Origin of the sequence: Thioalkalivibrio sp. ALE31, from assembly GCF_000377405.1 — a bacterium.
Lineage (GTDB): Bacteria > Pseudomonadota > Gammaproteobacteria > Ectothiorhodospirales > Ectothiorhodospiraceae > Thioalkalivibrio.
In genome coordinates, this window is sequence record NZ_KB905020.1 from 448,591 (window position 1) to 473,945 (window position 25,355).

A 25,355-nucleotide genomic window follows, 5' to 3' on the forward strand; every position below is an offset into this window, starting at 1 on the left:
ATCGAATTTCTTCTCTACCTGTAGGAGGCCAGCCCCCTGGCCGATGGGGCGCCAGGACAGGCCCAATCGGCCAGAGGGCTGGCCTCCTACAAGGGGTGCCATTCAGCCCTGCGAGTGCTCCGCCATCCACGGCCACTCGCGGCGCTGGCGCTCCTCAAAGGCGCGGATGTCATCGGCGTACTGCAGCGTCAGGGCGATATCATCCAGGCCGTTCAGCAAGCGGTGGCGCCGGTCCTCGTCGAGCGTGAAACGAAACACCGTACCGTCCGGCGCCGTTACGGTCATCTCTTCCAGGTTCATTTCGACCTGTGCGCCCGGGTTCGCCTCGACCTGCTCGAACAGCGTCTGCACCTCGTCTTCCGCCAGCACCACCGGCAGCAGGCCGTTCTTGCAGCTGTTGGAGAAGAAGATATCCGCGAACGACGGCGCGATCACCGCGCGAAAACCGAAGTCGGTCAGCGCCCACACCGCGTGCTCGCGCGAGGAGCCGCAGCCGAAGTTCTTGCGCGCCAGCAGGATGCTCGCCTGGTCGAACGGCGCCTGGTTGAGCACGAAATCCGGGTTGATACGGCGCTGGGAGCTGTCCATGCCGGGCTCGCCCGGGTCCAGGTAGCGCCAGTCGTCAAAGGCGTTCGGGCCAAAGCCCGTGCGCTTGACCGACTTCAGGTACTGCTTCGGGATGATCGCGTCGGTGTCGACATTGGAGCGATCCAGCGGCGCGACAATCCCACGGTGTACGGTAAAGGCCTGCATCGCTTACGCCTCCTTCAGTGCCGACGGTTCGACGAAGTGCCCGGCCACGGCGGCCGCGGCGGCCAGCGCCGGGCTGACCAGATGGGTACGCCCGCCCTGCCCCTGACGGCCCTCGAAGTTTCGGTTCGAGGTCGAGGCGCAGCGCTCGCCCGGCTCCAGCCGGTCCGCGTTCATCGCCAGGCACATGGAACACCCCGGCTCGCGCCACTCGAAGCCGGCATCCAGAAAGATCCGGTCCAGCCCTTCCTGCTCCGCCTGCTGCTTCACCAGCCCGGAGCCCGGCACCACCATCGCCAGCTTGATGTTGTCGGCCTTCTTGCGGCCCTTGACCACCTCGGCGGCCGCACGCAGGTCCTCGATCCGCGAGTTCGTGCAGGAGCCGATGAACACCTTGTCCGGACGGATCTCGGTCATCGGCGTGTTCGGCTGCAGATCCATGTACTCCAGCGCCCGCTTCATGCCCTCGGCGCGCACCGGATCGGACTCGGCCGCCGGGTCCGGCACGCGACCGGTGATCGGCGCGACCATCTCTGGCGAGGTGCCCCAGCTCACCTGCGGGGCGATCTCGGCGGCATCCATCTCCACCACCGCATCGAACTCGGCATCCGGGTCGGAGACCAGCGTGCGCCAGTACTCCGCCGCCTGTTCGAACAACTCGCCGCTCGGCGCCTGTGGCTTGTTGCGTACATACTCGATGGTCTTCTCGTCCACCGCGACCATGCCCGCGCGGGCCCCGGCCTCGATGGACATGTTGCAGATACTCATGCGGCCCTCGATCGACAGGCTGCGGATCGCCGAGCCGGCGAACTCGATCGCATAGCCGGTGCCGCCAGCGGTACCGATGCGGCCGATGATCGCCAGCACCACATCCTTGGCGGTCACGCCCGGGCGCAGCTCGCCCTCCACGCGGATCTGCATGGCCTTGGTCTTTTTCTGCCACAGGCACTGCGTGGCCAGCACGTGTTCGACCTCGGAGGTGCCGATGCCGAAGGCCAGCGCGCCCAGCGCACCGTGGGTGGAGGTATGCGAATCGCCGCAGACGACCGTCATGCCCGGCAGAGTGGCCCCCTGCTCGGGGCCGATCACATGCACGATGCCCTGGCGCACATCGGCCATCGGGAAGAACTTCAGCCCCAGGCTCGTGACGTTGGTTTCCAGCGTCTCCACCTGGGTGCGCGAGACCGGATCCGCGATGCCCTTGTCCCGATCAGCGGTGGGCACATTGTGATCCGGCACCGCCAGCACGGAATCCCCGCGCCAGGGCGTGCGCCCGGCCAGACGCAGACCCTCGAAGGCCTGCGGGCTGGTCACCTCGTGCACCAGGTGCCGGTCGATGTAGAGCAGCGTCGAGCCATCCGGCTCCTCGCGCACCACATGCGCCTCCCACAGCTTGTCGTACAGTGTCTTGCCTGCCATTACCTGCTCCCGCGGCCGCGCCGCGATGTTCCAGCCATGTTTTCGATGCGCGGCCGCCAAAGCCCCCTGTAGGAGGCCAGCCCACTGGCCGATGGGCCCCGACGTCGGATCGGCCAGAGGGCTGGCCTCCTACAGACGAGCGGCACCACCGCATTGCCAGTCTGCGGCCGCCCTTACATTCTTTCAAATCCGATTTATTATCTTTATCATTCCATATGGTTATGGATTGGCGATGCGGAGTCGCATCAGTCAGCCGGTCATTATCCCACGGAGGCGATAGATGCGCCCGGAACAGCTAAGCATCGAGTCCCTGCAGGCCTTCGTGGCGGTGGTCGATACCGGCGCCTTCTCCGCCGCGGCCGACCGGCTGCACCTGACCCAGCCGGCGATCAGCAAGCGCATCCAGTCGCTGGAGGCGACCCTGCAACGGCCCCTGTTCGAGCGTCAGGGGCGCCGCGTGCGGCCCACCGAGGTCGCCGAACGCCTGCTGCCCGAGGCACGCGAAATACTGGCCCGCCTGCACGCGATCGAGCAGCAGGTGGCCGACCTCGACCAGGTCGTGCGTGGCCGCATCCGCATGGCTACCTCCCACCACATTGCCCTGCACCGCCTGCCCGCCCCGCTGGCCGCCCTGCGCACCCGCTACCCCGAGCTGGAGCTGGAACTCGCGTTCATGGATTCCGAGGCCGGCATCGAGGCGGTGATGCACGGCGACGCCGACCTGGCCCTGGCCACCCTGCCGGACGACCTGCCGAAGGGCTCGGAGGCCCAAGCCGTCTGGACCGATGACCTGGTCCCGATGATCGCCCGCGGCCGCGCCCAGGATGCCCCGCTGGAGACACTGCAACGGCTGCATGACTGGCCGGCGATCCTTCCGCCGGTGGGCTCCACCACCCGCCGCCAGATCGACCAGGCCCTGGCCGCACAGGGCCTGCACCCCGCCGCGGCACAGGAAAGCCCGTACCTGGAGGTCATCCGCATGATGATCGCCACCGGCCTCGGGATCGGCTTCCTCCCCCGCACCATGGCCACCGCCGAGCTGGCCATCCTCGAATGGCCCGCCCCACCCATCGCCCGCCAGCTCGGCTGGGTCCGCCACGCGGACCGCTACCGCTCCCGGACCCTTGCGGCCGTGATCGAGGGATTACATAACGGGGAGGATCAGGAGCCCCCGGACCTTACCGATCTCCAGGTGTGAGCCTGCCGGGCAGGTCCATTGCATCATGGAGCACACGCAATAGCTCTACACAACGGGGTTTGTCGGACGCGGGCCGGAAAACGAGCACGTGTCGGCCTCTCCGCCCTCCGCGTGCGACATGGAGCGTGCAGATACCCGGACCGATATCCTCGCGGCTGCGCACAGTCGGGATGGCGGGCCCGCCCTGCAATGCCCGGATCGCCGCGGAAAGGGTACCGGCATAGGTACGGGCCTGCTGCTCGCCAAAGTGCTCCGCCGTCCACGAAACGATATCCCGAAGATCCTGCTCGGCATACGCCGCGAGACGGACAGTCCATTGTCCGGATGATTCGTTCACGGCTTATCTCTTCGCGATGGCCTGTTCGGTCAGTGCCTGCAAATGCGCCTCGAGGACGCGCTCCGTATCGAGTTCGGTGTAGCGGCCTGCCTCGACGTCCGCAATACCTTCCGCAGTCGCCCGCCGCAGGGCTTCCAGACGCGCCTCCTGCTCCCGCTCACGAGCCTCTACGAGGCGGAGCCCGTCACGCAGAACCTCGCTGGCGTTCTGGTAGCGACCGGATCGAACCAGCTGCTCCACAAACCCGCTTTGCTCCGGCGTCAGGACAATGTTTCGTGTAGGCATGGTTAACCTCCGTCCACCACTATTGGCATTTTATGCCAAGAGCCACGTGCGATCCAGGCGCCGCCCCTCCGCACGCCCCTTCTCTGCGGGCTGTGCACACAACAAAACGAGCGCTGCACGATTCTCGACAACGGCAACCGAGCCTTGCCGGCATCAGGCGCGGGCGGCCTCGCGGGGCAGCAGGGAGGAGATCATCCAGGTGGCGAAGATGAACAAGGTGGAGGCGATCAGCGCGCCCTCCAGGCCCCAGACCATGAAGATGGCGCCGGAGGCGACGGTGCCGACCAGACGCCCACCGGCGTTGGCCATGTAGTAGAAGCCGACCTTCATCGCGACCCGGTCGGCATCGGCGTAGTCGAGGATCAGGAACGAGTGCACGGCGGAGTTGATCGCAAACACCACGCCAAACACGCCCAGCCCGACCATCAGCACCCAGGCCGGGTCCAGCCCCGTCTCCAGGCCGATTACGATGCCGATGGGCAGCAGCATCAGGATGAAGGCCCACAACCGCGCGGTCAGCCCGGTCGGATGCAGCCCGCCGCGGCCCAGCAGGCGCGGCACCGAGGCCTGCACGATCCCGTAACCGATCACCCACAGCGCCAGAAACGCCCCCACCTGCATGTGGTTCCAGTCAAGTGTCGCGCTGAGGAATACCGGCAAGGCGACCACGAACCAGACATCACGTGCGCCGAACAGGAAGAACCGCGCGGCCGAGAGCACGTTGATCGCGGCGGAGTTGGAGAACATCTGGGTGAATTTCGGCTTGCCCCCGACCTTCCCCAGCCCGCGCGGCAGGCCGACGATGGAGAACAGCATCACCACCGCCAGCATCCCGGCCAGGATCACCAGCGCCATCTGGAATCCGACCGAGTACAGCAGCGCGCCGCCGACGAAGAAGCCCACCCCCTTCAGCGCGTTCTTCGAGCCGGTGAGCACCGCGACCCAGCGAAACAGCCGCCCTTCCCCGTCGCCGGCCACCAGCTTCACGCCGGACTTCGCACTCATCTTGTTGAGGTCCTTGGCGATCCCGGACAGGGCCTGCGCGAACATCACGTAGGCCACGCCCAGCCAGGCCTCGGGCACCGTGAGCATCAGCAGCGCGGCGACCTGCAGCAGCGTCCCGGCAATCATCGTCGTGTTCACCCCCAGCCGCGCGGCCAGCCAGCCGCCGGTCAGGTTGGTGAGCACCCCGAACAGCTCGTAGAACAGGAACAGGAACGCGATCTCCAGCGGGCTGTAGCCCAGCTGGTGGAAGAACAACACGACCAGCATGCGGATCGCGCCGTCGGTGACGGTAAACGCCCAGTAGTTCGCGGTGATGCGCGCGTAGGCGCCCAGCCCCAGGAAGGGCGGTGCGTTCGGCGTTTCGGCCGGGCTGCTCATCCGTCCTACACGCCCTGCTCGGCCACGCGCGCGACCAGTTCGACCAGCCGGTTGGCATAGCCCCATTCGTTGTCGTACCAGGCCAGCACCTTCACCTGCGTCCCATCCACCACCATCGTCGACTGCGCATCGACAATGGACGAGCGCGGGTCGGTGCGGAAGTCGCTGGAGACCAGCGGGCGTTCCTCAAAGCCCAGGATGCCGGCGAGTTCGCCCGCGGCCGCCGAGCGCAGCAGTTCGTTCACCTCCTCCGCGGAGGTCTCGCGCGCCGCCTCGAAGGTGAAGTCTGTCAGCGAGGCATTCATCAGCGGCACGCGCACCGCATGGCCGTTCAGCCGTCCGTTCAGTTCGGGGAAGATGTCACCGATCGCCTTCGCCGAGCCGGTAGTGGTCGGGATCAGGTTCAGCCCGGCCGCACGGGCCCGGCGCAGATTGTCGCGCGGCAGATCCACAGGCGACTGCGTGGCGGTCATGTCGTGTACCGTCAGGATCGTCCCGTGGCGGATCTCCAGGGCCGGGTGCAGCACCTTGACCAGGGGCGCCAGGCAGTTGGTGGTGCAGGAGGCAGCGGTGACCACATGGTGCCGCGCCGGATCGTAGGCCGCATCGTTGACGCCCATCACCACGTTCAGCGCCCGCTCGTCCTTCACCGGAGCCGCGACGACCACACGCCGGGCCCCACGGTCGAAGTGCGGCTGCAGGGTCTCCATGGTGCGGAAGGCGCCGCTGGCATCGATCACGATATCCACACCGGACTCGGCCCAGGGCACCTGCCCCGGCTCGCCCAGCTGCGTGTGGCGCAGGCTGCGGCCATCGATCTGCAGGGCGTCCGGCTCGGCCTGGATGCCGTGATCCCAGCGCCCATGCACCGAATCGAACTCCAGCAGGTGTCCGGTAACCGTACCGTCCGCCGCGACCTCGTTCAGGTGCACGATCTCGAGATCGTCCCGATCCCAGGCCGCGCGCAGCGCCAGGCGGCCAATCCGCCCCATGCCATTGATGCCAACTCGTACGGCCATGACGCCCTCCCGCGAAAAATCGCGTCAGGATACTCCGCCCACATGACCAACGCATGACACCCGGCCGCTGCAAAGCCCGGTTCCACCACGAAGCTCACGAAGGCACGAAGAAGGGCGAGGTCAAGGGCGATTTCACCACGGAGAGCACGGAGGACACGAAGAAGGGCTAAGGCTGAAAAGCGGGAAGGCCTGATAAACGCGGTCGCTGGTTCTGTCCTCTTTCGTCACCCGAAACGCCGTAGCCGCTTCGGTTTCTCTGTGTCCTCTGTGCACACTCTGTGGTAACAAGCCCTTGCCCTCCTTCGTGCCTTCGTGGGCTTCGTGGTCGAACCAGGTTTCAGCCGCAAGCCATCAGTTGAGCCAGACGATGCCGGCGTTGAGGTAGATGGCGAAGCCGACCCACAGCAGGTAGGGCACCAGCAGCGCGCCGGCGATGCGGTCGATGCGCCAGAAGGCGATTAATGTCGCCAGGATCAGCGGCCACAGGATCAGGATCTCGGCGAGCGCCAGATCCGGGCGCTGCAGGCCGAAGAAGAGCACCGACCAGCCCAGGTTCAGGGCGAGTTGCGCCAGGAACAGACCCAGCGCGACCGGCGCCCCGGTCAGGCCCACGCGGCGCCACACATGCCACGCCGCCAGCCCCATCAGCCCGAACAGCACGCTCCAGACCGGGCCGAACACCGCATCCGGCGGGTTCAACGGCGGCCGGGCCAGGGTCGGGTACCAGTCGCCCACCGAAAGACTGGTGGCCCAGCCCCCCAGCCCCGCCACGGCAAACACCAGTACCATCCAGGCCAGCAGCCCGAGCATGTCCCCACCGAAAGAGCGTCGCCGCGGACGCGGCGCACGGGCCGTATCGCGTGTCATTACAGAATTCTCCTCGAGATTCGCGGTCGCATGGCAGGATGTCCCGAACAAGGCCCGGATTCCGAACCGAATTCATTCAGGATTCAGTGAACCACGCCACACTCCCCCTGACCACCCCGAACAAAAGCGAGCTGCAATGCCCCGCCCCGCCACCCTGATCACCGCGGTTCTCTTCCTCCTGGCCGCCGGCCTGCTGGGCTGGATGCTGCTCGCTCCGGATGACGATGCAGCGCCCAGCAGTCGCCCCGGCGGTGGCGAGACGCGACCGGTGGCCGTGGCGGTGGCCGCCATCGAGACCCGTGACCTGGTCGAGCGCCGGCGCTTCACCGGGAGCATCGAGGGTGCGGACCGCATCGAGATCACGCCCCGTGTCGGCGGCCGGGTCGCCGAGATCTTCGTCAATCTGGGGGACCGCGTGGAACCGGGCGACCCCTTGCTGCAACTGGACACCGAAGAGTTCGAGCAGGACGTCGCCCAGGCCGCGGCGGAACTGGAAGTGGCCGAGGCCAGCCTGGCGGAGGCCATCGCCAGCCGCGACGCGTCCCGGCGCGAACTGCAGCGCACCCGTGAACTGCGCGATCAGGGGATCGCCTCGCGTTCCGAGCTGGAGGCCGCCGAGACCGAACTGGCCCTGGCGCAGACCCGAGTGGCCCTCGCCGAATCGCAGATCCGGCAGCGACGCTCCGCACTGCGCACCCGCGAGATCCAGCTCGGCTATACCCGCATCGAGGCGGATGCATCCAGCAGCACGCGCTGGGTGGCAGAACGGCATGTGGATCCCGGCACGGTCATCAGCGCCAGCGAGCCGGCGCTGGCGCTGGTCCGGCTCCAGCCGGTCCGGGCGATCCTGGCCGTGACGGAGTCCGACTACGGTCGGCTGTCTCCCGGTAAGGCCACTGAGGTACGCACCGGCGCCTACCCCGACACCGCATTCGCGGGGACCATCGCGCGGATCGCACCGGAGTTCCGCCCCGGCTCGCGCCAGGCGCGGATCGAGGTGGAACTGCCCAACGACGACGTCCGCCTGCGCCCGGGCATGTTCGTCGAGGCCGCGATCACCCTGGGCCAGCGCGACGGCGCGCGGGCCATCCCACGCGACGCGATCATCCAGCGTGAGGCCGGGCCCACCGTATTCAGCGTGGAACGCAGTGGCGAGCGCCCAACGGCCCGGCGCCATCAGGCCGTCACCGGTGTCCGTGACGGGAACTGGGTCGAACTGCTGGAACCCGATCTGCCGCCGGGCACCGAGGTCGTGATCCTCGGCCAGCACCTGCTTGCGGACGGTACCCCGCTGCGGCTGAGCGAACCGGGCCGCATCCCCGACCGCGATGACGCGCGCGAGGCACAGACCCCGTGAATCCCGCGCGCCTGACCGTCCACCGCCCCGTGCTGACCAGTATGGTGGCCCTGATCGTGGTCATCCTCGGGCTGACCGCGCTGACGCGCCTGCCGGTGGACCTGCTGCCCGACATCACCTACCCCGTGGTCACCGTGATGACCTCCTACCCCAATGCCGGGGCCGAGGAGGTCGAACAACTGGTCACACGGCCGGTGGAACAGGCAGCGGCCGCGATCACGGGTGCCCAGGAGATCCGTTCCACCTCGGCCGAGGGCAACAGCAACGTCCGCATCAACTTCGCCTGGGGCACGGACATCCGCCAGGCCGTGGACGACCTGCGCGATCGTCTGGCACGCATCGAGGACCGCCTGCCGGATGATGCCGACCGCCCGCTGGTGCGCCAGTTCGACACCCAGGACTCGCCCATCATGCGCCTGGGGGTGGGCTCGCAGCTGGACGCCATCCACCTGCGCACCCTGATCGACAACCGCATCGCCCCGCGCCTGGAGCGCATCCCCGGTGTGGCCGCGGTCGACACCTTCGGCGGGCTGGAGCGCGAGGTCCGCGTGGAGGTGGACCCGGAGCGTCTCGAGGCCATCGACCTGGGCCTAGACGACCTGCGCAACCGCATCCGCGACGCCAACGTGATCACCCCCGGCGGGCCGATCATGGACGGCCGGCGGGAGTACCGCCTGCGCACCCCGGCCGAGTTCCGCTCGGTGGACGAGGTCCGCGACACCATCGTGCAGCGCAGCGAGGATGGCGTGACCCACCTGCACCAGGTCGCGGAGGTACGCGATACCCATCAGCGCGTCACCCGCCGCTTCCGGGTCAACGAGGAAGAAGGCGTCCAGCTCGCGGTGCGCAAGCTGGCCGACGCCAACACGGTCGAGGTCTCCGAGGCGGTGCACGCCGAACTGGTACGCCTGAACCGCGACTTCCCTCAGATCGACATCCGCGCGGTCACCGACGAGGCGGGGTTCATCCGCAACTCCATCACCAATGTCGGCCAGGCCATCCTCTACGGCAGCGCGCTGGCGGTACTGGTGCTGCTCGTGTTCCTGCGCAATATCCGTTACACCCTGGTGGCGGCCACCGCGATCCCGCTGGCCGTGATCGCGACCTTTGGTCTGGTGTACTTCGGCGGCTACTCGCTGAACCTGATGACACTTGGCGGGATCGCGCTGGGGGTGGGGCTGATGGTGGACAACGCCATCGTGGTCATCGAGAGCATCGCCCGCCGACGTGAAGAACACGCCGAGCAGACCGCCGCCGAGGCCGCGATCAGCGGCACCGGACGGGTCGCGCCCGCCATCATCGCCAGCACCCTGACCACGGTCGCGATCTTCCTGCCGCTGTTCTTCGCCGAGGAACTCGCCGGCCAGCTGTTCAAGCCCCTGGCGGCCGTGGTCGCCTTTGCCCTGGCCGGCTCGCTGATCGTTGCCCTCACCCTGGTGCCGATGCTGATGGCCCGCGCTCCGATGCCCAGGCGCGACACCAGCGCCCTCGCGCGCATGGAACATCGCTACCAGGGCCTGCTGCAGCGCACCCTGACCCAGCCGTGGATGGTCATCGGCATCAGCCTGCTGCTGATGATGATCGCCCTCGCCGGCCTGCGCGGCGTGGGCACCGAGTTCCTGCCCGCCACCGACGAGGGCGAGCTGCGCGTGCATGTATCCATGGAACCCGGCACCCCGCTGGAAGAGCTGTACGCCACCATGGCCGGGCTGGAGGCGATCATCCGCGACGAGGTCCCGGAACTGGAAAACCTGGTCTCCAGCTCGGGCGCCTCGGCGTTCCGGGCCTCCTCGCCGGCCTCCGGCAACATGCGCGTAATGGTCGGTTCTCGCGCAAGCCGCAGCCGCTCCTCCGATGCCATCGCCGCCGCGCTGCGCGAGGCGCTGGGCAGCCCGCCCGGGGTCGAGATCCGCGTACGCGCCTCCAGCGGGATCTTCTTCCGTGGCTTCGGCCGTGGCGCGGACGAGGAGAGCCTGTCCATCGAGGTCCGTGGCTTCGAACTGCCGACGATGAACGCGGTGGTCGAGCGGTTCGAGGCCGCGCTGTCCGACATCCCCGGCGTGACCGATACCCGCGTCGGCTCCGACGGCGGTCAGCCCGAGTTCGCCACCCGCATCGACCGCGCCCGCGCCGCCGACCTGGGCGTGGACGTGCGCACCATCGCCCAGACCCTGGAGACCGCGCTGGGCGGCTCCAGCGCCGGGCAGCTGCGCGCCGGGGGCGACGAGACCCGCATCTGGGTCCAGCTGCGCGACGCCGACCAGAGCTCGCTGGACGACCTGCTGAACCTGACGGTGCGCAGCGAGGACGGCGAGCGCGTCGCCCTGCGCAGCCTTGTTTCCTTTGAAACCGCGATGGGCCCCGACAGCATCCAGCGCCGCGAGCAGGCGCGCATCAGCACCCTGTTCGTGAATATCGGCGACCGTTCATTGGGCGAGGTCGCGGCGGACGTGCGTGCCGCCCTGGCGGATATCCCGCTGCCGGAGGAGATCGACTTCTCGGTCACCGGCGATATCGAGGAACAGGAGGCGGCCTTCTCCGAGCTGCTGCTGGGCACCCTGCTGGCCACGCTGCTGGTGTACATGGTCATGGCCAGCCTGTACGAATCCCTGCGCGACCCGCTGATCGTGATGTTCTCCATCCCGCTGGCCCTGATCGGCGTCACCGCGGCGCTGCTGATCACTGACACCACGCTCAACGTGCAGTCGCTGATCGGCATCCTGCTGCTGGTCGGGATCGTAGTGAACAACGCGATCCTGCTGGTGGACCGCATGGCCCGGCGCCACCGCGACGACGGCATGGAACTGACCGCGGCGATCGTGGCCGCGGCCGGCGAGCGCCTGCGCCCGATCCTGATGACCACGCTGACCACCATCCTCGCGCTGTCGCCGCTGGCGATCGGCATGGGCGACGGCGGCGAGGCCCAGGCCCCGATGGCGCGGGTGGTGATCGGCGGCCTGCTGTCTTCTACCCTGATCACCCTGGTGCTGATCCCGACGCTGTACCTGCTGTTCCACCGCCGGGGCGAACATCCACAACCGGTCTATCGAGTCGCAACGGAACATGCCTAGAAAAACGCTGACCTGCCTCGTCGCGCTCGCCCTGACTCTCCCGGCCCAGGGCGCCGACGCCCCGGACGCCCAGGACACCCCCGAGGGCCTGCGCCTGTCGCTGCCCGCCGAGGCCCTGCTGGACACCCGCCCGTTCGAGCGCGAGGCGGTGGCGGAGGAGACGCTGTCGCTGGAGGAGGCCGTCGCCCGCGCGCTGGAGAACAACCGCGGCCTGCGGGCCGAGCGCCTGCAAACGGCCATCCAGGGCACCTTCGAGGCCCAGGAGCGCGCCGTGTTCGACCCCGAGCTGTTCGCCGAGCTGGAGATCAGCCGCGACCAGAGCGTGCGCCAGCTGGAACAGATCGGCGAGACCGACACGGTGACAACCACCCGCCGTTTCGGGGAGGCCGGGATCACCCAGGCGCTTCCCACCGGCACCGACCTGACGGTCTCGCTGCGCAGTTCCCGCGCCTCCAGTTCGCGCGTGGACACCCCGCAGTTCACCACCCGCGCGGGGCTCAGCCTGACCCAGGCCCTGCTCCGGGGCGGCCGTATCGAATCCAACCTGGTGCGCCTGCGCCAGGCCAGCCTGGACGTGGAGGCCTCGGAATACGAGGTACGCGGCTTCGTGGAGCAGCTGATCACGGATGTGGAGGGCCGCTACTGGGACCTGGTACTGGCCGACGCACAGATCGCCATCTTCGAGGAGGCCCTGGCGGTCGCCCGCGCCCAGCTGGACCAGACCGAACGCCGCATCCGGGCCGGCGACCGCCCGGAGACCGAGGCCGTATCCGCGCGCGCCGAGGTGGCGCTGCGCCGCCAGGGCCTGATCGACGCGCGGGCCGACCGTGCCCGCGCCCAGGACGCGCTGGCCCGCCTGCTGCAGGCCGACAACGGCGGGCTCTGGGATACCCGGCTAGAGGCCCGTTCGGAGCCGGAGCTGGAGCGCTACGCCCTGGAGCCCCTGGATGCCTACGTGGCGCTGGCCCGCGACCACCGCGCCGACCTCAACGAGACCCGCCTGCGCGTGCAGCGCAACCAGCTGGAAGTCGTGCGCACCCGCAACGGCCTGCTGCCGCGCCTGGACTTCTTCGTGACCCTGGGCCAGTCCGGCTACGCCGACAGCTTCAGCCGCACCTGGCGCGACCGCCAGGGCGACGGCTACGACCTGGCCGCCGGCCTGCGCTTCGAGATGCCCATCGGCAATCGCGCGGCCGAGGCCGAGCACACCCGCGCGCGCCTGACCCGCCAGCAGATCCAGGAGACCCTGGCCAACCTGGAACAGCTGGCCATCGAGGACGTGCGCGCCACCTGGTTCGACGCCGCCCGTGTGCGCGAACAGATCCAGGCCCAGAAGGAGACGGTGGAACTACAGGAAGAACTGCTGCGCGTGGAACAGACCCGCTTTCGGGTCGGGGCCGGGACCGCCCTGGCCGTGGCCCAGGCCCAGCGCGACCTGCTGGAGAGCCGCCTGAACCTGACCGAGACGGTGGTGCGCTTTCGCCAGCTGAGCACCGAACTGCTCAATGCCAGCGGCACCCTGCTGCTGCACCGCGGCATCGACGCCCCGGGTGCCGAACGCGTGGAGATTCGCCTGTAATCCGAATGCTGGAAGGACCGGCGCCCCGCTCAGGACGCCCGCCTATTGTCCCACCGGACGGGCACTGCCATCGGCGTCGATCTCGACGACGAGCATCGCCCCGGCCCCGATGCTGCGCCCGCTGAGCTCCATGATGTTGGCCCGGTGGGTCACGTAGACCGCAGGTCCCTGCGCCTGCCGGTATTCCTCCGCCAGGTGTTCGCGCCACGCCCGCATGCGCCGCTCACGGTGCGGGGCGTTGGTGCGAAACACCGATCCCAGGGCCTCCAGGACCACCGGTTCGCCATAGCCCAGCAGCTCCGCGGTATCGAAATTGCGACACCAGGGACCCGCGAATACCCGGATCGCATCCAGCCCAGCGGCCCGCAGGCGTTCGCCGGTCTCGCGGGCCTGCGCGCGGCCCTCCTCGGAGAGATTGCGCTGCGTGGCGCAGTCGTCGACATCAAAGCCCGATGGGTCGCCAATCCCCGGCGCCAGGGCATGACGCATCAGCAGGATGCGCTGCGGCTCCTGCAACTGCGCCACGATCACGCGTTCTTCGGCCAGATCGTCCGCCGCCAGCGGCACAGCGAGTGCCAGCACGATCACGGCCCAGATCCCCGGGAATGCAGAGCGTTTCATGACGCCGTTTTCCTCGTACGACGACGCCGGCAGGCGTCGGAACAGTAGCGCACCTCGTCCCAGCAGCGCGCCCACTTTCTGCGCCAGACAAACGGCCGACCGCACACGGCGCAGGTCTTTTGCGGCAGATGCGGCTTGGCATGCGCCACGGCGGTCGTTACCTCCCCGGGCGGCAGACCCCGTCGTCGCAGCGGGACCGCCAGCGATAGCGGGCGATCACGTTGTAGACGCGGTCCATCAGCCAGACGACCGGCGGAAGGCGATGCAGCACGCCGCCGAGCCAGCGGTAATACGGCAGATGCCGCCAGACCAGCACGAAGGCCCACGCGCCACTGCGAATGCGGCCCTCGGGACTGACGGCATGCATGCGCTGCATGGCCTGGTCCCAGGTGATGCCCCAGGCGGCGAGCGGCGCCGCATCGGCGTGGATGTCGCGCCAGTCGACCGCGGCAGCGGTATCCAGGCGCTGGTAGTGGCCGATCTCGCGACGGCACAGCGGGCAGCCGCCATCGAAGAACACGATCGGGCGTCCGGGGGCCTTTGGCGGTCGGTTCGCGGCCGGGTCAGGCATGTCCCACCGGCCCGGTCTGCTGGTGCTGCGCCTCGCCCAGCGATTTCAACGCGCGCTCCACCACATCGCGCGCGAGTCCCTGGGTCATCTCGGGGTCGGCCGGGATCATCTCGGTACGCACCGCCAGGGCCATCGCCAGGGCCTGCAGCACATCCCCGTTGCAGGTGTCCCCCAGCACCCCGATCTCGTTATCCAGGGTATCGGTCAACCGGTCCAGCAACTGCTGCACCCGCACCGCCGAACCCGTCTCGGGGTGCAGACGAAACTCGAAGGACACGGCCTCGCCGCTCGGGGTCACATAGCGATAGGGCAATACGTCCATGGCTCTCTCCTTCGCGAACGGTCGGGTTGTCGAGGCGGATTTCGGGGTCGGTCGGGCAGCCCCTCCGCCATTGGGCCACGAAACGGGCAAACAGTTCGACCGGCAGCGGGCCGACACGACCGGATCGCATCGCGAAAACCGCCCCGGCCGGCACGCGCAAGCGTTATCCTTGCGCCTCATGGAGACCCGCATCCGCAACATCGACTTCGCCGGTGCGCCGCGCGCGGCAGGGGTACGGTAATGGCGGCCCGCCGCAAGCGCCGCCCGCTGCGCCGCCTGCTCCTCTGGGTGGCCGGGCTGACCGCATTCCTGCTGGCGCTGGGCATCGGGGTTATGTTCGCGCTGGTGGTGCTGTTCGCTCGCGTCGACCCGCCCTACGGCATGGCCATGGTGGTGGCCACCGACTGGCAGACCGCCTCCAACCGGCGCCCGGACTGGCAGCGTCTGGATGACCTGCCCCGCCACCTCATGCTGGCGGTGATCGCCGCGGAGGACCAGCATTTTCCCAACCATCGCGGCTTTGACTGGGGCTCGGTGCGCCAGGCGCTGGGCGATCATGTGCGCGGCGGGCGACTGCGCGGTGCCAGCACCATCAGCCAGCAGACCGCCAAGAATCTGTTCCTGTGGCACGGCCGGTCCTGGGTGCGCAAGTCGCTGGAGGCCGGGTTCACGCTGGGGATGGAGACCCTGTGGCCGAAACGACGCATCCTCGAGATCTACCTGAACCTGGCGGAATGGGGCCCCGGCATCTACGGCATCGAGAACGCCGCCCAGCATTACTTCGGTGTCTCCGCCACCGAACTGGACCGTCACCAGTCCGCGCGCCTGGCCGCCATCCTCCCCAGCCCCGGGCGCATGAACCCGGTCCAGCCGGGCCCGCAACTGGACCGCCGTATCGCCTGGGTGGAGCAGCAGATGGCCCAGCTCGGGATCGCCTGGCTGGACCCGATGCTGCTGGAGTAAGCCTCGTGCCCGACCGACGCCGAGGTCGGGCACGGAGATCGCCCCGCGCCTTTGGCGCTCGCGATGAGCGTGCTTTCCCCCATCATGGCAAGGCTCCGCCAGGGGCGGCGGCCATCCCCGGACGCACCCCCGGCCCGCATTGTGGCGGGGAACTTCGAGCCTTTAGACTGCTCGCACTAACCGCACGGGCGAACCGCCGTTCAATAGGTCCATCGACATGGACGCCATGAGCGCGGCTCCCATGGATGCCCCCCGAACATTGAGGTTTGCCGTGACCCACCAGCGCTCGCCGTTTCGCTTCTTCTCCCGCCTGCTCGTCCTCGCCGCCCTGCTGTTCTCCGTGCCGCTGGGGGCCGTCTCTGCCCAGGATGCCGGCGCGACGGATTCCGGCAATGACCTGCGGCAGACGCTGATCGACGCGCTGGAAAACGAGGAGGCACGCGAACGCCTGCTGGAAGCCTTGCGCGCCGACAGCGGCGCCAGCGAGAGCGAGACGGCCGAAGATGCCGTCCCGGTGGACACCGGCGAGAGCGAATCGGTGGCGCGCCAGATTGCCCAGCTGACCCAGTCGCTGGCCGAGGGCACCGTGGCCGAGATCCGGGCCCTCAACGACATCGCCGCGGACATCGCCGAACAGGTCCGTGCAATCGAACCGAAGGTTTTCGGGATGGCCGTGCTCGATCTGGCGATCATCATTGTATTCACCGTGGTGGTGTTCCTGATCCTGCGCCGCCTGGGTGCCCCGTTGTTTACCGGCATCGACCGCTGGGCCCTGAATGCCGCGGAGCACATGCGCCTGATGCGGGCACTGCCCGCCGTCGTCCTCGCCGCCGCGATCGACTTCCTGATCGTCATCCTCGCCTGGCTGGCCGGCTATGCCCTCGCGCTGTTCGTACTGGGCGAGTCGGGCGAGATGAACACGCGCCACTCGCTGTTCCTGAACGCCTTCCTGCTGATCGAGGTGACCAAGGCGGCGCTGCGCCTGATCTTCGCCACCCGCTACCACGGTCTGCGCCTGCTGCCGATGGCCGGGGACGAGGCCGCCTACTGGAACGCCTGGCTGGCGCGCATCGTGGGCTACATTGGCTACGGCCTCCTGCTGCTGGTGCCAATCGCCAACAACCAGATCTCCTCCGAGGCGGGGCGCTCGCTGGGGCTGATCGTGATGCTGACGGCGTTCCTGTACGCCGCCGTGATCATCCTGCAGAACCGCAGCCGGGTGCATGACCGCCTGATCGCGATGGCCAACCGGGCCGAGTTCGCCTTCACCCGGATCGTGATCTCGCTGCTGGCGAATTTCTGGCACTGGATCGCACTGCTCTATTTCCTGGCGCTGGCCGTGGTCAGCGTCACGCGCCCGGAAGACGCCCTGCCCTTCATGGCCAAGGCCACCGGTCAGACCTTGCTCGCGGCCTTCGCGGGCGTGTTCGTCGCCAACCTGCTGACGCAGCTGATCGGCCGGCAGATCCGCGTGCCCGACGAGACCCGGGAGAAGTTCCCGTCGCTGGAACTGCGCCTGAACTCGTACATCCCGAAGGCGCTGAAGGTCATGCGCCTGGTGATCCTGCTGATCGTGCTGGCGGTGATCGCGGATGCCTGGGGCGCCTTCAGCCTGACCACCTGGCTCGCCTCCGACACCGGCATGGCGGTACTGGGCACCGCGATCTCGGTCGCCCTGATCCTGCTGGGCGTGCTCGCCATCTGGCTGGTATTCGCCAGCTGGATCGAACACCGCATGAACCCCAACACCGGCGACGGCGGTCCGACGGCCCGCGAGGCCACGCTGCTGACCATCTTCCGCAATGCGGTCGCCATCGTGCTGATCGTGATGACCACCATGATCGTGCTGGCCGAGATCGGCGTGAACATCGGGCCGCTGCTGGCCGGCGCGGGCGTCCTCGGCCTGGCCGTCGGCTTCGGTGCCCAGAAACTGGTCCAGGACGTGATCACCGGGGTCTTCATCCAGCTCGAGAACGCCATCAACGTCGGTGACGTAGTCACCGTCGCCGGAACGACTGGCGTGGTCGAACGCCTGACCATCCGCTCGCTGGGTCTGCGCGACCTGTCCGGGACCTACCACCTGATCCCGTTCTCCTCGGTCGATGCGGTGTCCAACTACATGCGTGAATTCGCCTACCACGTGGGCGAGTACGGCGTCGCCTACCGCGAGGACATCGACGAGGTCATCGTGCGCCTGCGCGAGGCCTTCGAGGAACTCAAGGAAGACCCCGACCAGGGTCCGAACATCCTCGACGAAATGGAGGTGCACGGCGTCACCGCCCTGGCCGACAGCTCGGTCAACGTGCGTGTCCGCATCAAGACCCTGCCGGGCACCCAGTTCGGCCTGGGCCGCGCGTTCAACCGCCTGGTCAAGAAGCACTTCGACGCCGCCGGCATCGAGATCCCGTTCCCGCACCAGACCATCTACTTCGGTCAGGAGAAGGACGGGTCGGCCCCCGCGGCCAACCTGCGCATGATCGAGGCCGCGCCGGAGGGCGACGCCGACGACCGGGACTATTCACGCGACCGGCGCGCCCGCCCGAACCCGAAGCACAAGGGCGACTACGACGAGTCCGAGGACTGACGCAACCAGCGGGGCGAACGGCCGGCTGAGTGGCCTGCCGCCACGCGCGGTCATCCCGAACGGGCTTACCCTTTCCGCCAGGGCGGGATTTGGGTCAATATAGCCGCATGCGACTGTTGATCCTGCTCGCGCCGTTGCTGTTGTTCCTCGCCTGGGCCCCGGGCCTCTGGGTCCGTCACGTCATGAAGAAGTACCACCAGCCGGGGGACCGCTACGACGGCACAGGCGCGGAACTGGCCCGCGATCTGCTGGACCGTCACGGGCTGCACAAGGTCCGGGTGGAGAGCACCACGCACGGGGATCACTACGACCCCGACGCCCGCACCGTGCGGCTGTCGCCCGAGAACCACGAGGGCCACTCCCTCACGGCGGTCACCGTGGCCGCCCACGAGGTCGGACACGCCATCCAGCATGCCGAGGGCTACGCCCCGCTGCGCATGCGCAGTTACCTGGTCTGCGTCGCGGGATACGGACAGCAGATCGGCGCCTGGCTGCTGGTCGCCATCCCCTTTGTCACCCTGCTCGCCCGGCATCCGGCGCCCGCGTTCCTGTTCCTGCTGGCCGGAGTCCTCTCCATGGGGCTCGCCACGCTGGCCCACCTGGTCACTCTCCCCACGGAGTTCGACGCCAGCTTCCGCCGGGCCATGCCGATGTTGCGTGACGGGCGTTACCTGCACCCACCCGACTACCCGCATGCGGAGCGCATCCTGAAGGCCGCCGCCTATACCTACCTCTCGCAATCCCTGATGAGCCTGCTGAACATCGCCTCGTGGTTCCGCTACCTGCGCCGCTGAGCGCCTCCGCTCGGCCAGCCTGCCCGTTGTGCGGCCTGCCGACCCGGCCGTTCCATCACCGCGGGCTCGGCGACCCCTCACCCGGTGACTATCGCCGCTGCCACCACTGCCGCCTGATCCACCTCGACCCCGGGGTCTGGCCCGACCGCGAGACGGAACGTGCGTACTACCGCACCCACGAGAATCGGCCCGATGACCCTGGTTACCAGGCGCATCTGCAGCGGCTGATCGAACCGCTGCTCGAGGCCCTGCCGCCACCTGCCCGCGGCCTCGACTGGGGCTGCGGCCCCCAACCCGTTCTCGCGGCCCTGCTGCGGACACGCGGCTACACCATGGATACCTGGGACCCCGCCTTCGCACCCACCTGGCCCGACGCACCCGACTCCGGCTGGGATATCATCACCTGCACCGAGGTTCTGGAACACCTGCACAACCCCCTGGACACGCTGCAAACGCTGCGCACCCACCTGCGCCCGGGCGGCGTTCTTGGCGTAATGACCGAATGGCCGCCCGCGGCGGACCGCTTCCGCCGCTGGCACTATCGCCGCGACCCCACCCACGTCGCGTTCTACGGGCCCGACACCCTGCACTGGATCGCCGACCGGCTGGGTTGCGCCCTCGCGCTGCCCGCGCGCGACATAGCGCTGTTCACGCGCAGCGATCCGCCCTGATCAACCCGAAACCGCGACGGGCATCACACGGATACGCCCGCCACGGGGCCCCGGGGAACTCCTCCATCCGCGGATCGTCTTCGCCAGGTGCCACTCGCCAGGTTGGACGCCCCCTTGTCGGGCATGAAAGCGCCACGCTTGTTAAGCTGGGGTTAAGTGCGCTTGTCTAGGCTACCGTTACTACTTAAGCAGGAGAGACTCTATGAAGATTCGTTCCCGGTCCGTCGCCGGACTGATCGCCGCGGCCGCCCTTGCGCTGGCCAGCCCGCTCGCCATGGCGCAGGGCATGGGCCAGCAGGGTCAGGGCGGCATGGGCATGCAGGGCGGTCAGGGCGGCAACCCGCAGATGGAGATGCAGCAGCTCCAGCAGACGCTCGCCGAGACCCAGCAGCAGGCCATCCAGAACAATCCGCAGCTGGAACAGAAGGGCGAAGAGCTGGAAAATCTGGTCCTGGACAAGATGGAGTCCGCCGGCTATCAGCCGCGTCGGGACCTGGAAACCCTCGAGTCCGCCGAGGAACGCCTGCGCGATCCGGACCTCAGCGCCGAACAGCGCCAGGAAGTCATCCAGTCCGAAGACGTGCAGCAGGCGCAGATGAACCTGCAGGAGGCCCAGCAGGCGGTCGCTCAGGATGAAGAGATCCGGGAGGCCCAGGAAGCCTTGCGGGAAGACCTGATGGCCGCCATGCGCCAGGAAAACGCCGATATCGACGACGTCATCCAGCGCATGCAGAGCCTGCAGCAGCAGATGCAGCAGCAACAGGGTGGCCAGGGCGGCGGCATGATGCGCTAATCGCGTCACCGTAGACCCGATGAAAAAGCCCGGTCCCCGTCAAGGGGCCGGGCTTTCTTGTGTCGGGCCCATGCCTGCATTGAGGCGCGCGGGCCGAACGGTCCCTCATTCCAGGCGGCCGGTCTCCTGCGCCAGCGCGCGCAGCGCCTCGGTCTGTCCCTCGGGCAGCTGACTCCAGTCAAAGCGCCAGGTCCAGTTGCGTTCGTCCACCGTACCGGGAATGTTCGTGCGCGCCTCCGAACCCAGTTGCAGGGCATCCTGCATCGGCAGAATCGCGAGCTGTGCCGGAGAACGGCAGGCCGCACGGATCAGCGGCCAGGGCATCTCCTCGGCCCCGCCCTCGTCCAGCGTTGCGATCACGTGCTGCTGCAGGGACGGCTCCAGGGAGCGAAACCAGCCCAGCGTGGTGTCGTTGTCGTGGGTGCCGGTATACACCGCGCTCAGATCGTCGTGGTTCGCCGGCAGGTACGGGTTGTCCGGCCCGCCCTCGAAGGCGAACTGCAGGATGCGCATGCCCGGCAGATCGAAGCGCAGGCGCAGAGCGGTCACCTCCGGCGTGATCACGCCGAGGTCCTCGGCCAGCAACGGCAGCACGCCGAGACGGGTCTGAAGCTGTTCGAAGAAGTCCGCGCCCGGCCCCGGCACCCAGTGCCCCTGCGTGGCATCCGGCTCGCTCGCCGGCACCGCCCAGCTGGCCTCGAAGCCGCGGAAGTGATCAATGCGCACGGCGTCTACCGTCTCCAGGGTCCAGCGCAGCCGCTCCACCCACCAGTCGTAGCCGCGTTCGGCAAGGCGGTCCCAGCGGTAGTGCGGGTTGCCCCAGCGCTGCCCGGTCTCGGAGAAGTAGTCCGGTGGCACGCCGGCCACGGTCAGCGGGTGCCCCGTGTCGTCCAGATCGAACAGGTCACGGTGGGCCCAGACCTCGGCCGAGTCGTGCGCCACGAAGATCGGCATGTCGCCCAGGATCAGGATGTCCCGTGCGCGGGCATGCTCGCGAACGTCCTGCCATTGATCGAACAGCACAAACTGGGCGAAGCGTACCGCCTCCAGCTCCCGGGCCGCATCGACCTCCACAGCCGCCAGGGCATCCGGATCGCGGTCGCGCAAGGCGGCCGGCCATTCCCACCAGGGACGGCCGCCTTCACGGGCCCGGATCACCACGAACCGGGCAAAGTCCTCCAGCCACACCGGGCCCTGGGAATCCCGAAAAGCCTGGTAGGCCTGCGCCCAGCCATCGCCGGCCTGCTCCAGCCGCTCCCGCGCCTGTTCCAGCAGTGTGTCGACGGGCAGCGTCGGGTCCGCAAGGCCCGCGCGCGCCGCCAGGCGCTGCGGGTCGATCAGGCGCACATCGCCAGCGAAGGCGGAGATACTGGCATACGGCGAACCGTCCTCCTGCGGCGGGTGCAACGGCAGGATCTGCCACAGGCTGAAGCCAGCATCCCGCGCCCAGTCGAGGAAACGAAAGGCCTCGTCCCCCAGCGTCCCGACCGGACCCAGGCCCGGCAATGACACGGGGTGCAGGAGGACCCCCGCGCGGCGGCGCTGCATCAGGGGGTTGCAGTGTTCTTCGCCCGCCTCCATCCGCTACGGCCCCTCGTACATGGTTACCGGGCACATGGTTACTTGGCACACAGTTACTGGCCCTTGCGCATGGTACCGCCCGCCGCGGGATCACCGCCCCCGACCGAGAGGACCTCGCCCAGCGAGTCGGGCACATCGAGATCCGCCAGCTGGTACAGGCGGGCTAGATGCCGACGATAGAGCTGTTCGAAGTCGCTGACGGAACCCGCGGGGTTGTATTCCCCGAACCACCAGCACCAGTCGGAGCCCTCGCATACCGCGAGCTGCTTGCGCAGCTCCGGCGTATCCAGTTCCGGATGCCGCGCGATGGCCTGGTCCACGGCGGTCCAGGCCTCGATCAGGCGGTCCCAGCCAAGGTTCTTGTCCGGGTCGCCAATCCAGGTGGAAAAGGTCCCGTAGACCCAGGAGCCCGCCACCATGCCCGTGAGTTCGCCGCGATCCGTCCGCGGACCCGTGCGCTGGCAGACGTCCGAGAAGGTGCACAGGTTCAGCCGCGGATTCTCCGCTACCCGCTCGTACAACGCCCGCAGGAAGTAGAAGCCGTTCTCCGGGTAGTACTCCCAGGCGTTCTCGCCATCCAGGATGACCGCCACCACGCCCCCGTCGGGCGAGACGGCGGCAATGTTCTCAAGGTGATGCACGAAGTCCCCGACCGCGTCGTCGGCGTGCCAGTCGGCGTAGCGAAACCCGATCGCATCGGAAAGCCCGTCGTCGCGGAAGAACAGCTCCGTCCGGGCCCCCTTCAGGCAATACGGACGATGCAGCCAGCCCTCCTGCTCCGCCGAACCGGTATGCGACTCGGCGGTCTCCCCGGCCGCCGCCAGGCTGTTGCCGAGTACGGTCTGGCCACTGGCGGTCCAGCAGATGTCGTAGTCATCCAGCAGGCGCACGGTCGCCTCGCTGAGACTGCCCTCCGAAGGCCAGCAGCCGCGTGGCCGGAAGCCGAAGTACTGCTCGAACACCGCCAGGCCGCGTTCGATATGCCAGCGCACCCGGGCCTCTCCGTCCGGGTACGCCGGCGCCTGCGGCAATTCGACATCCGGCATCGCCTCGCGCGCCGACTGCAGATCCAGCAGCAGCGGCATGATTGGATGGGCATACGGGGTGAACGAGAGCTCCACGCGCCCCTGCTCGGCCAGCTCGCGGTAGCGCGGCAGGATCGCCTTGACCTCGTCGCGGATCAGCTTCAGCAGGCGGCCCCGCACGTCGCGGTTGAAGCCCTGATCCGCCTTCAGCCAGCCCTGCACCTCGGGATAGGCGCGGCGCACGGTCTCCCCCAGCCAGGCCAGGTGATAGCAGGTCGCCAGATCCTGGAAGAAGCGGTTGTCCAGATGCGCCAGCAGCACGGCGTCTTCCAGCGCCTGGCGGGCCAGGGTCGCCAGGCGCTCGAACAGCGGGAACGGCTCGATCATGCGCGGGGCATGCGCGCGCAGGCAGACGCGCAGGATCTCGCGCCGCTGCACCGGATCCACCGGGACGATATCCAGCTGGAGCAGGTCCAGCACCGGGTCGCCGAAGCTCGAGCGATTGCCGATCCCGGCCTCCAGCCGCTCGCCGTAGTCCGCGATCTGCTCCAGCAGGATCGGCGCGAAATTCACCACCGCGCGCGCCTGGGGACAGGCCTCCAGGTGCGCGGCCATGTCGGTGTAGTCCTTCAGCGCGTGCAGGTAGGTCCATGGCAGAACATACTCGCCAGCCCCGGAGTCGTAGTACTGCGGCTGGTGCATATGCCAGCACAGCACCACGTCGAGCTGCGGCGGCTGGGTGGCGAGCGCGGTGGTACTGCCGGATTCAGCGGACATGGTGGGTCGCCTGTCCGAGCATCTCCGGCGTCACCACGCGCACCCCGCCCGGGGAGACGAAGTAGTCGCGGGCATCGGCCTCGTCGTCCACCCCGATCTCGGTCCCGTCCGGGATCTTGCAGCCCTTGTCGATCACCGCATTGCGGATCACGCAGTTCTCGCCGACTGTCACACTGGGCAGGATCACCGAGTCTTCCACGGTGGCACAGGCGTTGACCTGCACATTGGAAAACAGCAGGGAGTGGCGCACGGTGCTCCCGGAGATGATGCAGCCCCCGGAGACCATCGAGTCGATCGCCATGCCACGGCGGTCCTCGTCGTCGAACACGAACTTGGCCGGCGGCAACTGCTCCTGATAGGTCCAGATCGGCCACTCCGAGTCGTACAGGTTCAGCCCCGGCGTCACCCCGATCAGCTCCAGATTCGCCTGCCAGTAGGAGTCGATGGTCCCTACATCGCGCCAGTAGCCCTGGCGCACGCCCTGCTCGTCACGGAACGGATAGGCCATCACCTGGTTTCGCTCGATGATGCCGGGGATGATGTCCTTGCCGAAATCGTGGCTGGAGAAGGTGTCGTCCGCATCCTTGATCAGCTGGTCGAACAGGAACTCGGTGTTGATCACATAGATCCCCATTGAGGCCAGCGAGTGGGTCTTGCTGCCGGGGATCAGCGCCGGGTCCTCCGGCTTTTCCGCAAACGAGGTAATGCGGCTGGACGCATCCACCCCCATCACGCCGAAGGCCTTGGCCCGCTCCTGTTCCACCTCCAGGCAGCCCACCGTCATGTCCGCGCCGCTCTCCACGTGGAAGGCGATCATCTGGCCATAGTCCATCTTGTAGATGTGGTCCCCGGCCAGGATCAGCACATAGCGCGGATTGTGCTGCCGGATGATGTCGATGTTCTGGTAGACCGCGTCGGCCGTCCCCGCGTACCAGGAGGTCTCGATGCGCTGCTGCGCCGGCAGCAGCTCGATGAACTCGCCGAATTCCCCGCGCAGGAAGCTCCAGCCCCGCTGCATGTGCTGGATCAGCGAGTGCGCCTTGTACTGCGTCACCACGGCGACCTGACGGATACCCGAGTTGATGCAGTTGGACAGGGGGAAGTCGATGATGCGGAACTTGCCGCCGAAGGGCACGGCCGGCTTGGCGCGCCACAGCGTCAGTTGTTTCAGTCGCGAGCCGCGTCCGCCGGCCAGGATCAGGGCAAGGGTCTCCCGGGTCAGGCGGCTGACGTAACGTTGCGGTTGTGGACTCATGCACCCATCCTTGTCGAGGCAAACACGTCCGCATGTACCCGCTCGCTGGGTCCTCGCTCCCACCCGCGGACAAAGCTCGGTGTGTGCCCTGACCCGCCTCGTGGAACCGCGGTATCCGACAAGCGCGCGTACA

At 68.1% G+C, this 25,355-nt stretch carries 24 protein-coding genes; 10 read left to right on the forward strand and 14 right to left on the reverse strand.

Going from position 1 to position 25,355, the window contains the following annotated elements:
* Window positions 1-102: 102 nt before the first annotated feature.
* Window positions 103-753: a 3-isopropylmalate dehydratase small subunit gene (leuD, locus tag D103_RS0102135; RefSeq protein ID WP_018875644.1), complete on the reverse strand. Its 651-nt coding sequence runs from the start codon at window positions 751-753 to the stop codon at window positions 103-105.
* Window positions 754-756: 3 nt separating this feature from the next.
* Complete coding sequence (leuC, locus tag D103_RS0102140; protein ID WP_018875645.1) at window positions 757-2,169, reverse strand: 3-isopropylmalate dehydratase large subunit; 1,413 nt, start codon at window positions 2,167-2,169, stop codon at window positions 757-759.
* A gap of 280 nt (window positions 2,170-2,449) precedes the next feature.
* Here leuC and D103_RS0102145 point away from each other — a divergent pair, with 280 nt between their 5' ends.
* Window positions 2,450-3,367: a LysR family transcriptional regulator gene (locus D103_RS0102145; protein WP_018867066.1), complete on the forward strand. Its 918-nt coding sequence runs from the start codon at window positions 2,450-2,452 to the stop codon at window positions 3,365-3,367.
* Here the strand turns inward: D103_RS0102145 and D103_RS14355 are convergent.
* The 5 genes from D103_RS14355 to D103_RS0102170 form a co-directional block, all read right to left on the reverse strand.
* Entirely contained in the window at window positions 3,348-3,704 is a 357-nt protein-coding gene (locus D103_RS14355) for a type II toxin-antitoxin system RelE/ParE family toxin (RefSeq protein WP_081618342.1), read from the reverse strand. The two genes, D103_RS0102145 and D103_RS14355, sit on opposite strands and share 20 nt — an antisense overlap.
* 3 nt (window positions 3,705-3,707) lie before the next feature.
* Window positions 3,708-3,989, reverse strand: coding sequence for a type II toxin-antitoxin system ParD family antitoxin (locus D103_RS0102150; protein WP_018875646.1), 282 nt, complete (start codon window positions 3,987-3,989; stop codon window positions 3,708-3,710).
* Window positions 3,990-4,142: 153 nt separating this feature from the next.
* Window positions 4,143-5,372, reverse strand: a complete 1,230-nt coding sequence (arsJ, locus tag D103_RS0102155) for an organoarsenical effux MFS transporter ArsJ (RefSeq protein ID WP_018875647.1) — start codon at window positions 5,370-5,372, stop codon at window positions 4,143-4,145.
* A gap of 5 nt (window positions 5,373-5,377) precedes the next feature.
* Window positions 5,378-6,391 carry an ArsJ-associated glyceraldehyde-3-phosphate dehydrogenase gene (locus D103_RS0102160; RefSeq protein ID WP_018867069.1) on the reverse strand — a complete coding sequence of 338 codons (1,014 nt, stop codon included), beginning with the start codon at window positions 6,389-6,391 and terminating at the stop codon, window positions 5,378-5,380.
* A 351-nt stretch (window positions 6,392-6,742) separates the two neighbouring features.
* Window positions 6,743-7,258, reverse strand: a complete 516-nt coding sequence (locus D103_RS0102170; protein WP_018875649.1) for a TspO/MBR family protein — start codon at window positions 7,256-7,258, stop codon at window positions 6,743-6,745.
* A 136-nt stretch (window positions 7,259-7,394) separates the two neighbouring features.
* Between D103_RS0102170 and D103_RS0102175 the strand changes: the two genes are divergently transcribed.
* The 3 genes from D103_RS0102175 to D103_RS0102185 are packed head-to-tail and all read left to right on the forward strand — an operon-like array spanning window position 7,395 to window position 13,265.
* Entirely contained in the window at window positions 7,395-8,615 is a 1,221-nt protein-coding gene (locus D103_RS0102175; protein ID WP_018875650.1) for an efflux RND transporter periplasmic adaptor subunit, read from the forward strand.
* Entirely contained in the window at window positions 8,612-11,686 is a 3,075-nt protein-coding gene (locus tag D103_RS0102180; protein ID WP_018875651.1) for an efflux RND transporter permease subunit, read from the forward strand. Before D103_RS0102175 ends, D103_RS0102180 begins: the two co-directional genes overlap by 4 nt.
* Window positions 11,679-13,265, forward strand: coding sequence for a TolC family protein (locus tag D103_RS0102185; RefSeq protein ID WP_018875652.1), 1,587 nt, complete (start codon window positions 11,679-11,681; stop codon window positions 13,263-13,265). Before D103_RS0102180 ends, D103_RS0102185 begins: the two co-directional genes overlap by 8 nt.
* Before the next feature lie 42 nt (window positions 13,266-13,307).
* Here D103_RS0102185 and D103_RS0102190 read toward each other — a convergent pair whose 3' ends face one another.
* Genes D103_RS0102190 through D103_RS0102200 form a run of 4 tightly spaced genes read right to left on the reverse strand, consistent with a single transcriptional unit; the run spans window position 13,308 to window position 14,779 of the window.
* Window positions 13,308-13,886 carry a histidine phosphatase family protein gene (locus tag D103_RS0102190; protein WP_018875653.1) on the reverse strand — a complete coding sequence of 193 codons (579 nt, stop codon included), beginning with the start codon at window positions 13,884-13,886 and terminating at the stop codon, window positions 13,308-13,310.
* Window positions 13,883-14,035, reverse strand: coding sequence for a DUF2256 domain-containing protein (locus tag D103_RS13625; RefSeq protein ID WP_081618343.1), 153 nt, complete (start codon window positions 14,033-14,035; stop codon window positions 13,883-13,885). The genes D103_RS0102190 and D103_RS13625 overlap by 4 nt, the downstream gene beginning before the upstream one ends.
* An 8-nt stretch (window positions 14,036-14,043) precedes the next feature.
* The gene (locus D103_RS0102195; protein WP_038028168.1) at window positions 14,044-14,457 is read right to left on the reverse strand and encodes a thiol-disulfide oxidoreductase DCC family protein; all 414 of its coding nucleotides are present in this window, start codon (window positions 14,455-14,457) and stop codon (window positions 14,044-14,046) included.
* Window positions 14,450-14,779 (reverse strand): hypothetical protein, encoded by a 330-nt coding sequence (locus D103_RS0102200; RefSeq protein WP_018867076.1) that lies wholly within the window; start codon window positions 14,777-14,779, stop codon window positions 14,450-14,452. The genes D103_RS0102195 and D103_RS0102200 overlap by 8 nt, the downstream gene beginning before the upstream one ends.
* Between D103_RS0102200 and D103_RS0102205 the strand changes: the two genes are divergently transcribed.
* The 6 genes from D103_RS0102205 (at window position 14,778) to D103_RS0102230 (ending at window position 20,584) form a co-directional block, all read left to right on the forward strand.
* Window positions 14,778-15,020, forward strand: coding sequence for a hypothetical protein (locus tag D103_RS0102205; protein WP_018867077.1), 243 nt, complete (start codon window positions 14,778-14,780; stop codon window positions 15,018-15,020). The genes D103_RS0102200 and D103_RS0102205 overlap by 2 nt on opposite strands.
* Window positions 15,020-15,742 (forward strand): monofunctional biosynthetic peptidoglycan transglycosylase, encoded by a 723-nt coding sequence (gene mtgA / locus D103_RS0102210; protein ID WP_018867078.1) that lies wholly within the window; start codon window positions 15,020-15,022, stop codon window positions 15,740-15,742. Before D103_RS0102205 ends, mtgA begins: the two co-directional genes overlap by 1 nt.
* Before the next feature lie 271 nt (window positions 15,743-16,013).
* A complete protein-coding gene (locus D103_RS0102215; protein ID WP_018875655.1) occupies window positions 16,014-18,326 on the forward strand; it encodes a mechanosensitive ion channel domain-containing protein in 2,313 nt (770 codons plus the stop codon).
* Between the two features lie 107 nt (window positions 18,327-18,433).
* Window positions 18,434-19,120: a zinc metallopeptidase gene (locus D103_RS0102220; RefSeq protein ID WP_018875656.1), complete on the forward strand. Its 687-nt coding sequence runs from the start codon at window positions 18,434-18,436 to the stop codon at window positions 19,118-19,120.
* Window positions 19,121-19,146: 26 nt separating this feature from the next.
* A complete protein-coding gene (locus D103_RS0102225; protein ID WP_018875657.1) occupies window positions 19,147-19,791 on the forward strand; it encodes a class I SAM-dependent methyltransferase in 645 nt (214 codons plus the stop codon).
* A gap of 202 nt (window positions 19,792-19,993) precedes the next feature.
* The gene (locus D103_RS0102230) at window positions 19,994-20,584 is read left to right on the forward strand and encodes a hypothetical protein (protein ID WP_018875658.1); all 591 of its coding nucleotides are present in this window, start codon (window positions 19,994-19,996) and stop codon (window positions 20,582-20,584) included.
* Between the two features lie 105 nt (window positions 20,585-20,689).
* Here the strand turns inward: D103_RS0102230 and malQ are convergent, their stop codons facing one another.
* The 3 genes from malQ to glgC are packed head-to-tail and all read right to left on the reverse strand — an operon-like array spanning window position 20,690 to window position 25,222.
* Window positions 20,690-22,165: a 4-alpha-glucanotransferase gene (gene malQ / locus D103_RS0102235; RefSeq protein ID WP_018875659.1), complete on the reverse strand. Its 1,476-nt coding sequence runs from the start codon at window positions 22,163-22,165 to the stop codon at window positions 20,690-20,692.
* Between the two features lie 53 nt (window positions 22,166-22,218).
* Window positions 22,219-23,967, reverse strand: a complete 1,749-nt coding sequence (locus D103_RS0102240) for a glycoside hydrolase family 57 protein (RefSeq protein WP_018875660.1) — start codon at window positions 23,965-23,967, stop codon at window positions 22,219-22,221.
* Window positions 23,957-25,222 carry a glucose-1-phosphate adenylyltransferase gene (gene glgC / locus D103_RS0102245; RefSeq protein WP_018875661.1) on the reverse strand — a complete coding sequence of 422 codons (1,266 nt, stop codon included), beginning with the start codon at window positions 25,220-25,222 and terminating at the stop codon, window positions 23,957-23,959. The genes D103_RS0102240 and glgC overlap by 11 nt, the downstream gene beginning before the upstream one ends.
* Between the last annotated feature and the right edge of the window lie 133 nt (window positions 25,223-25,355).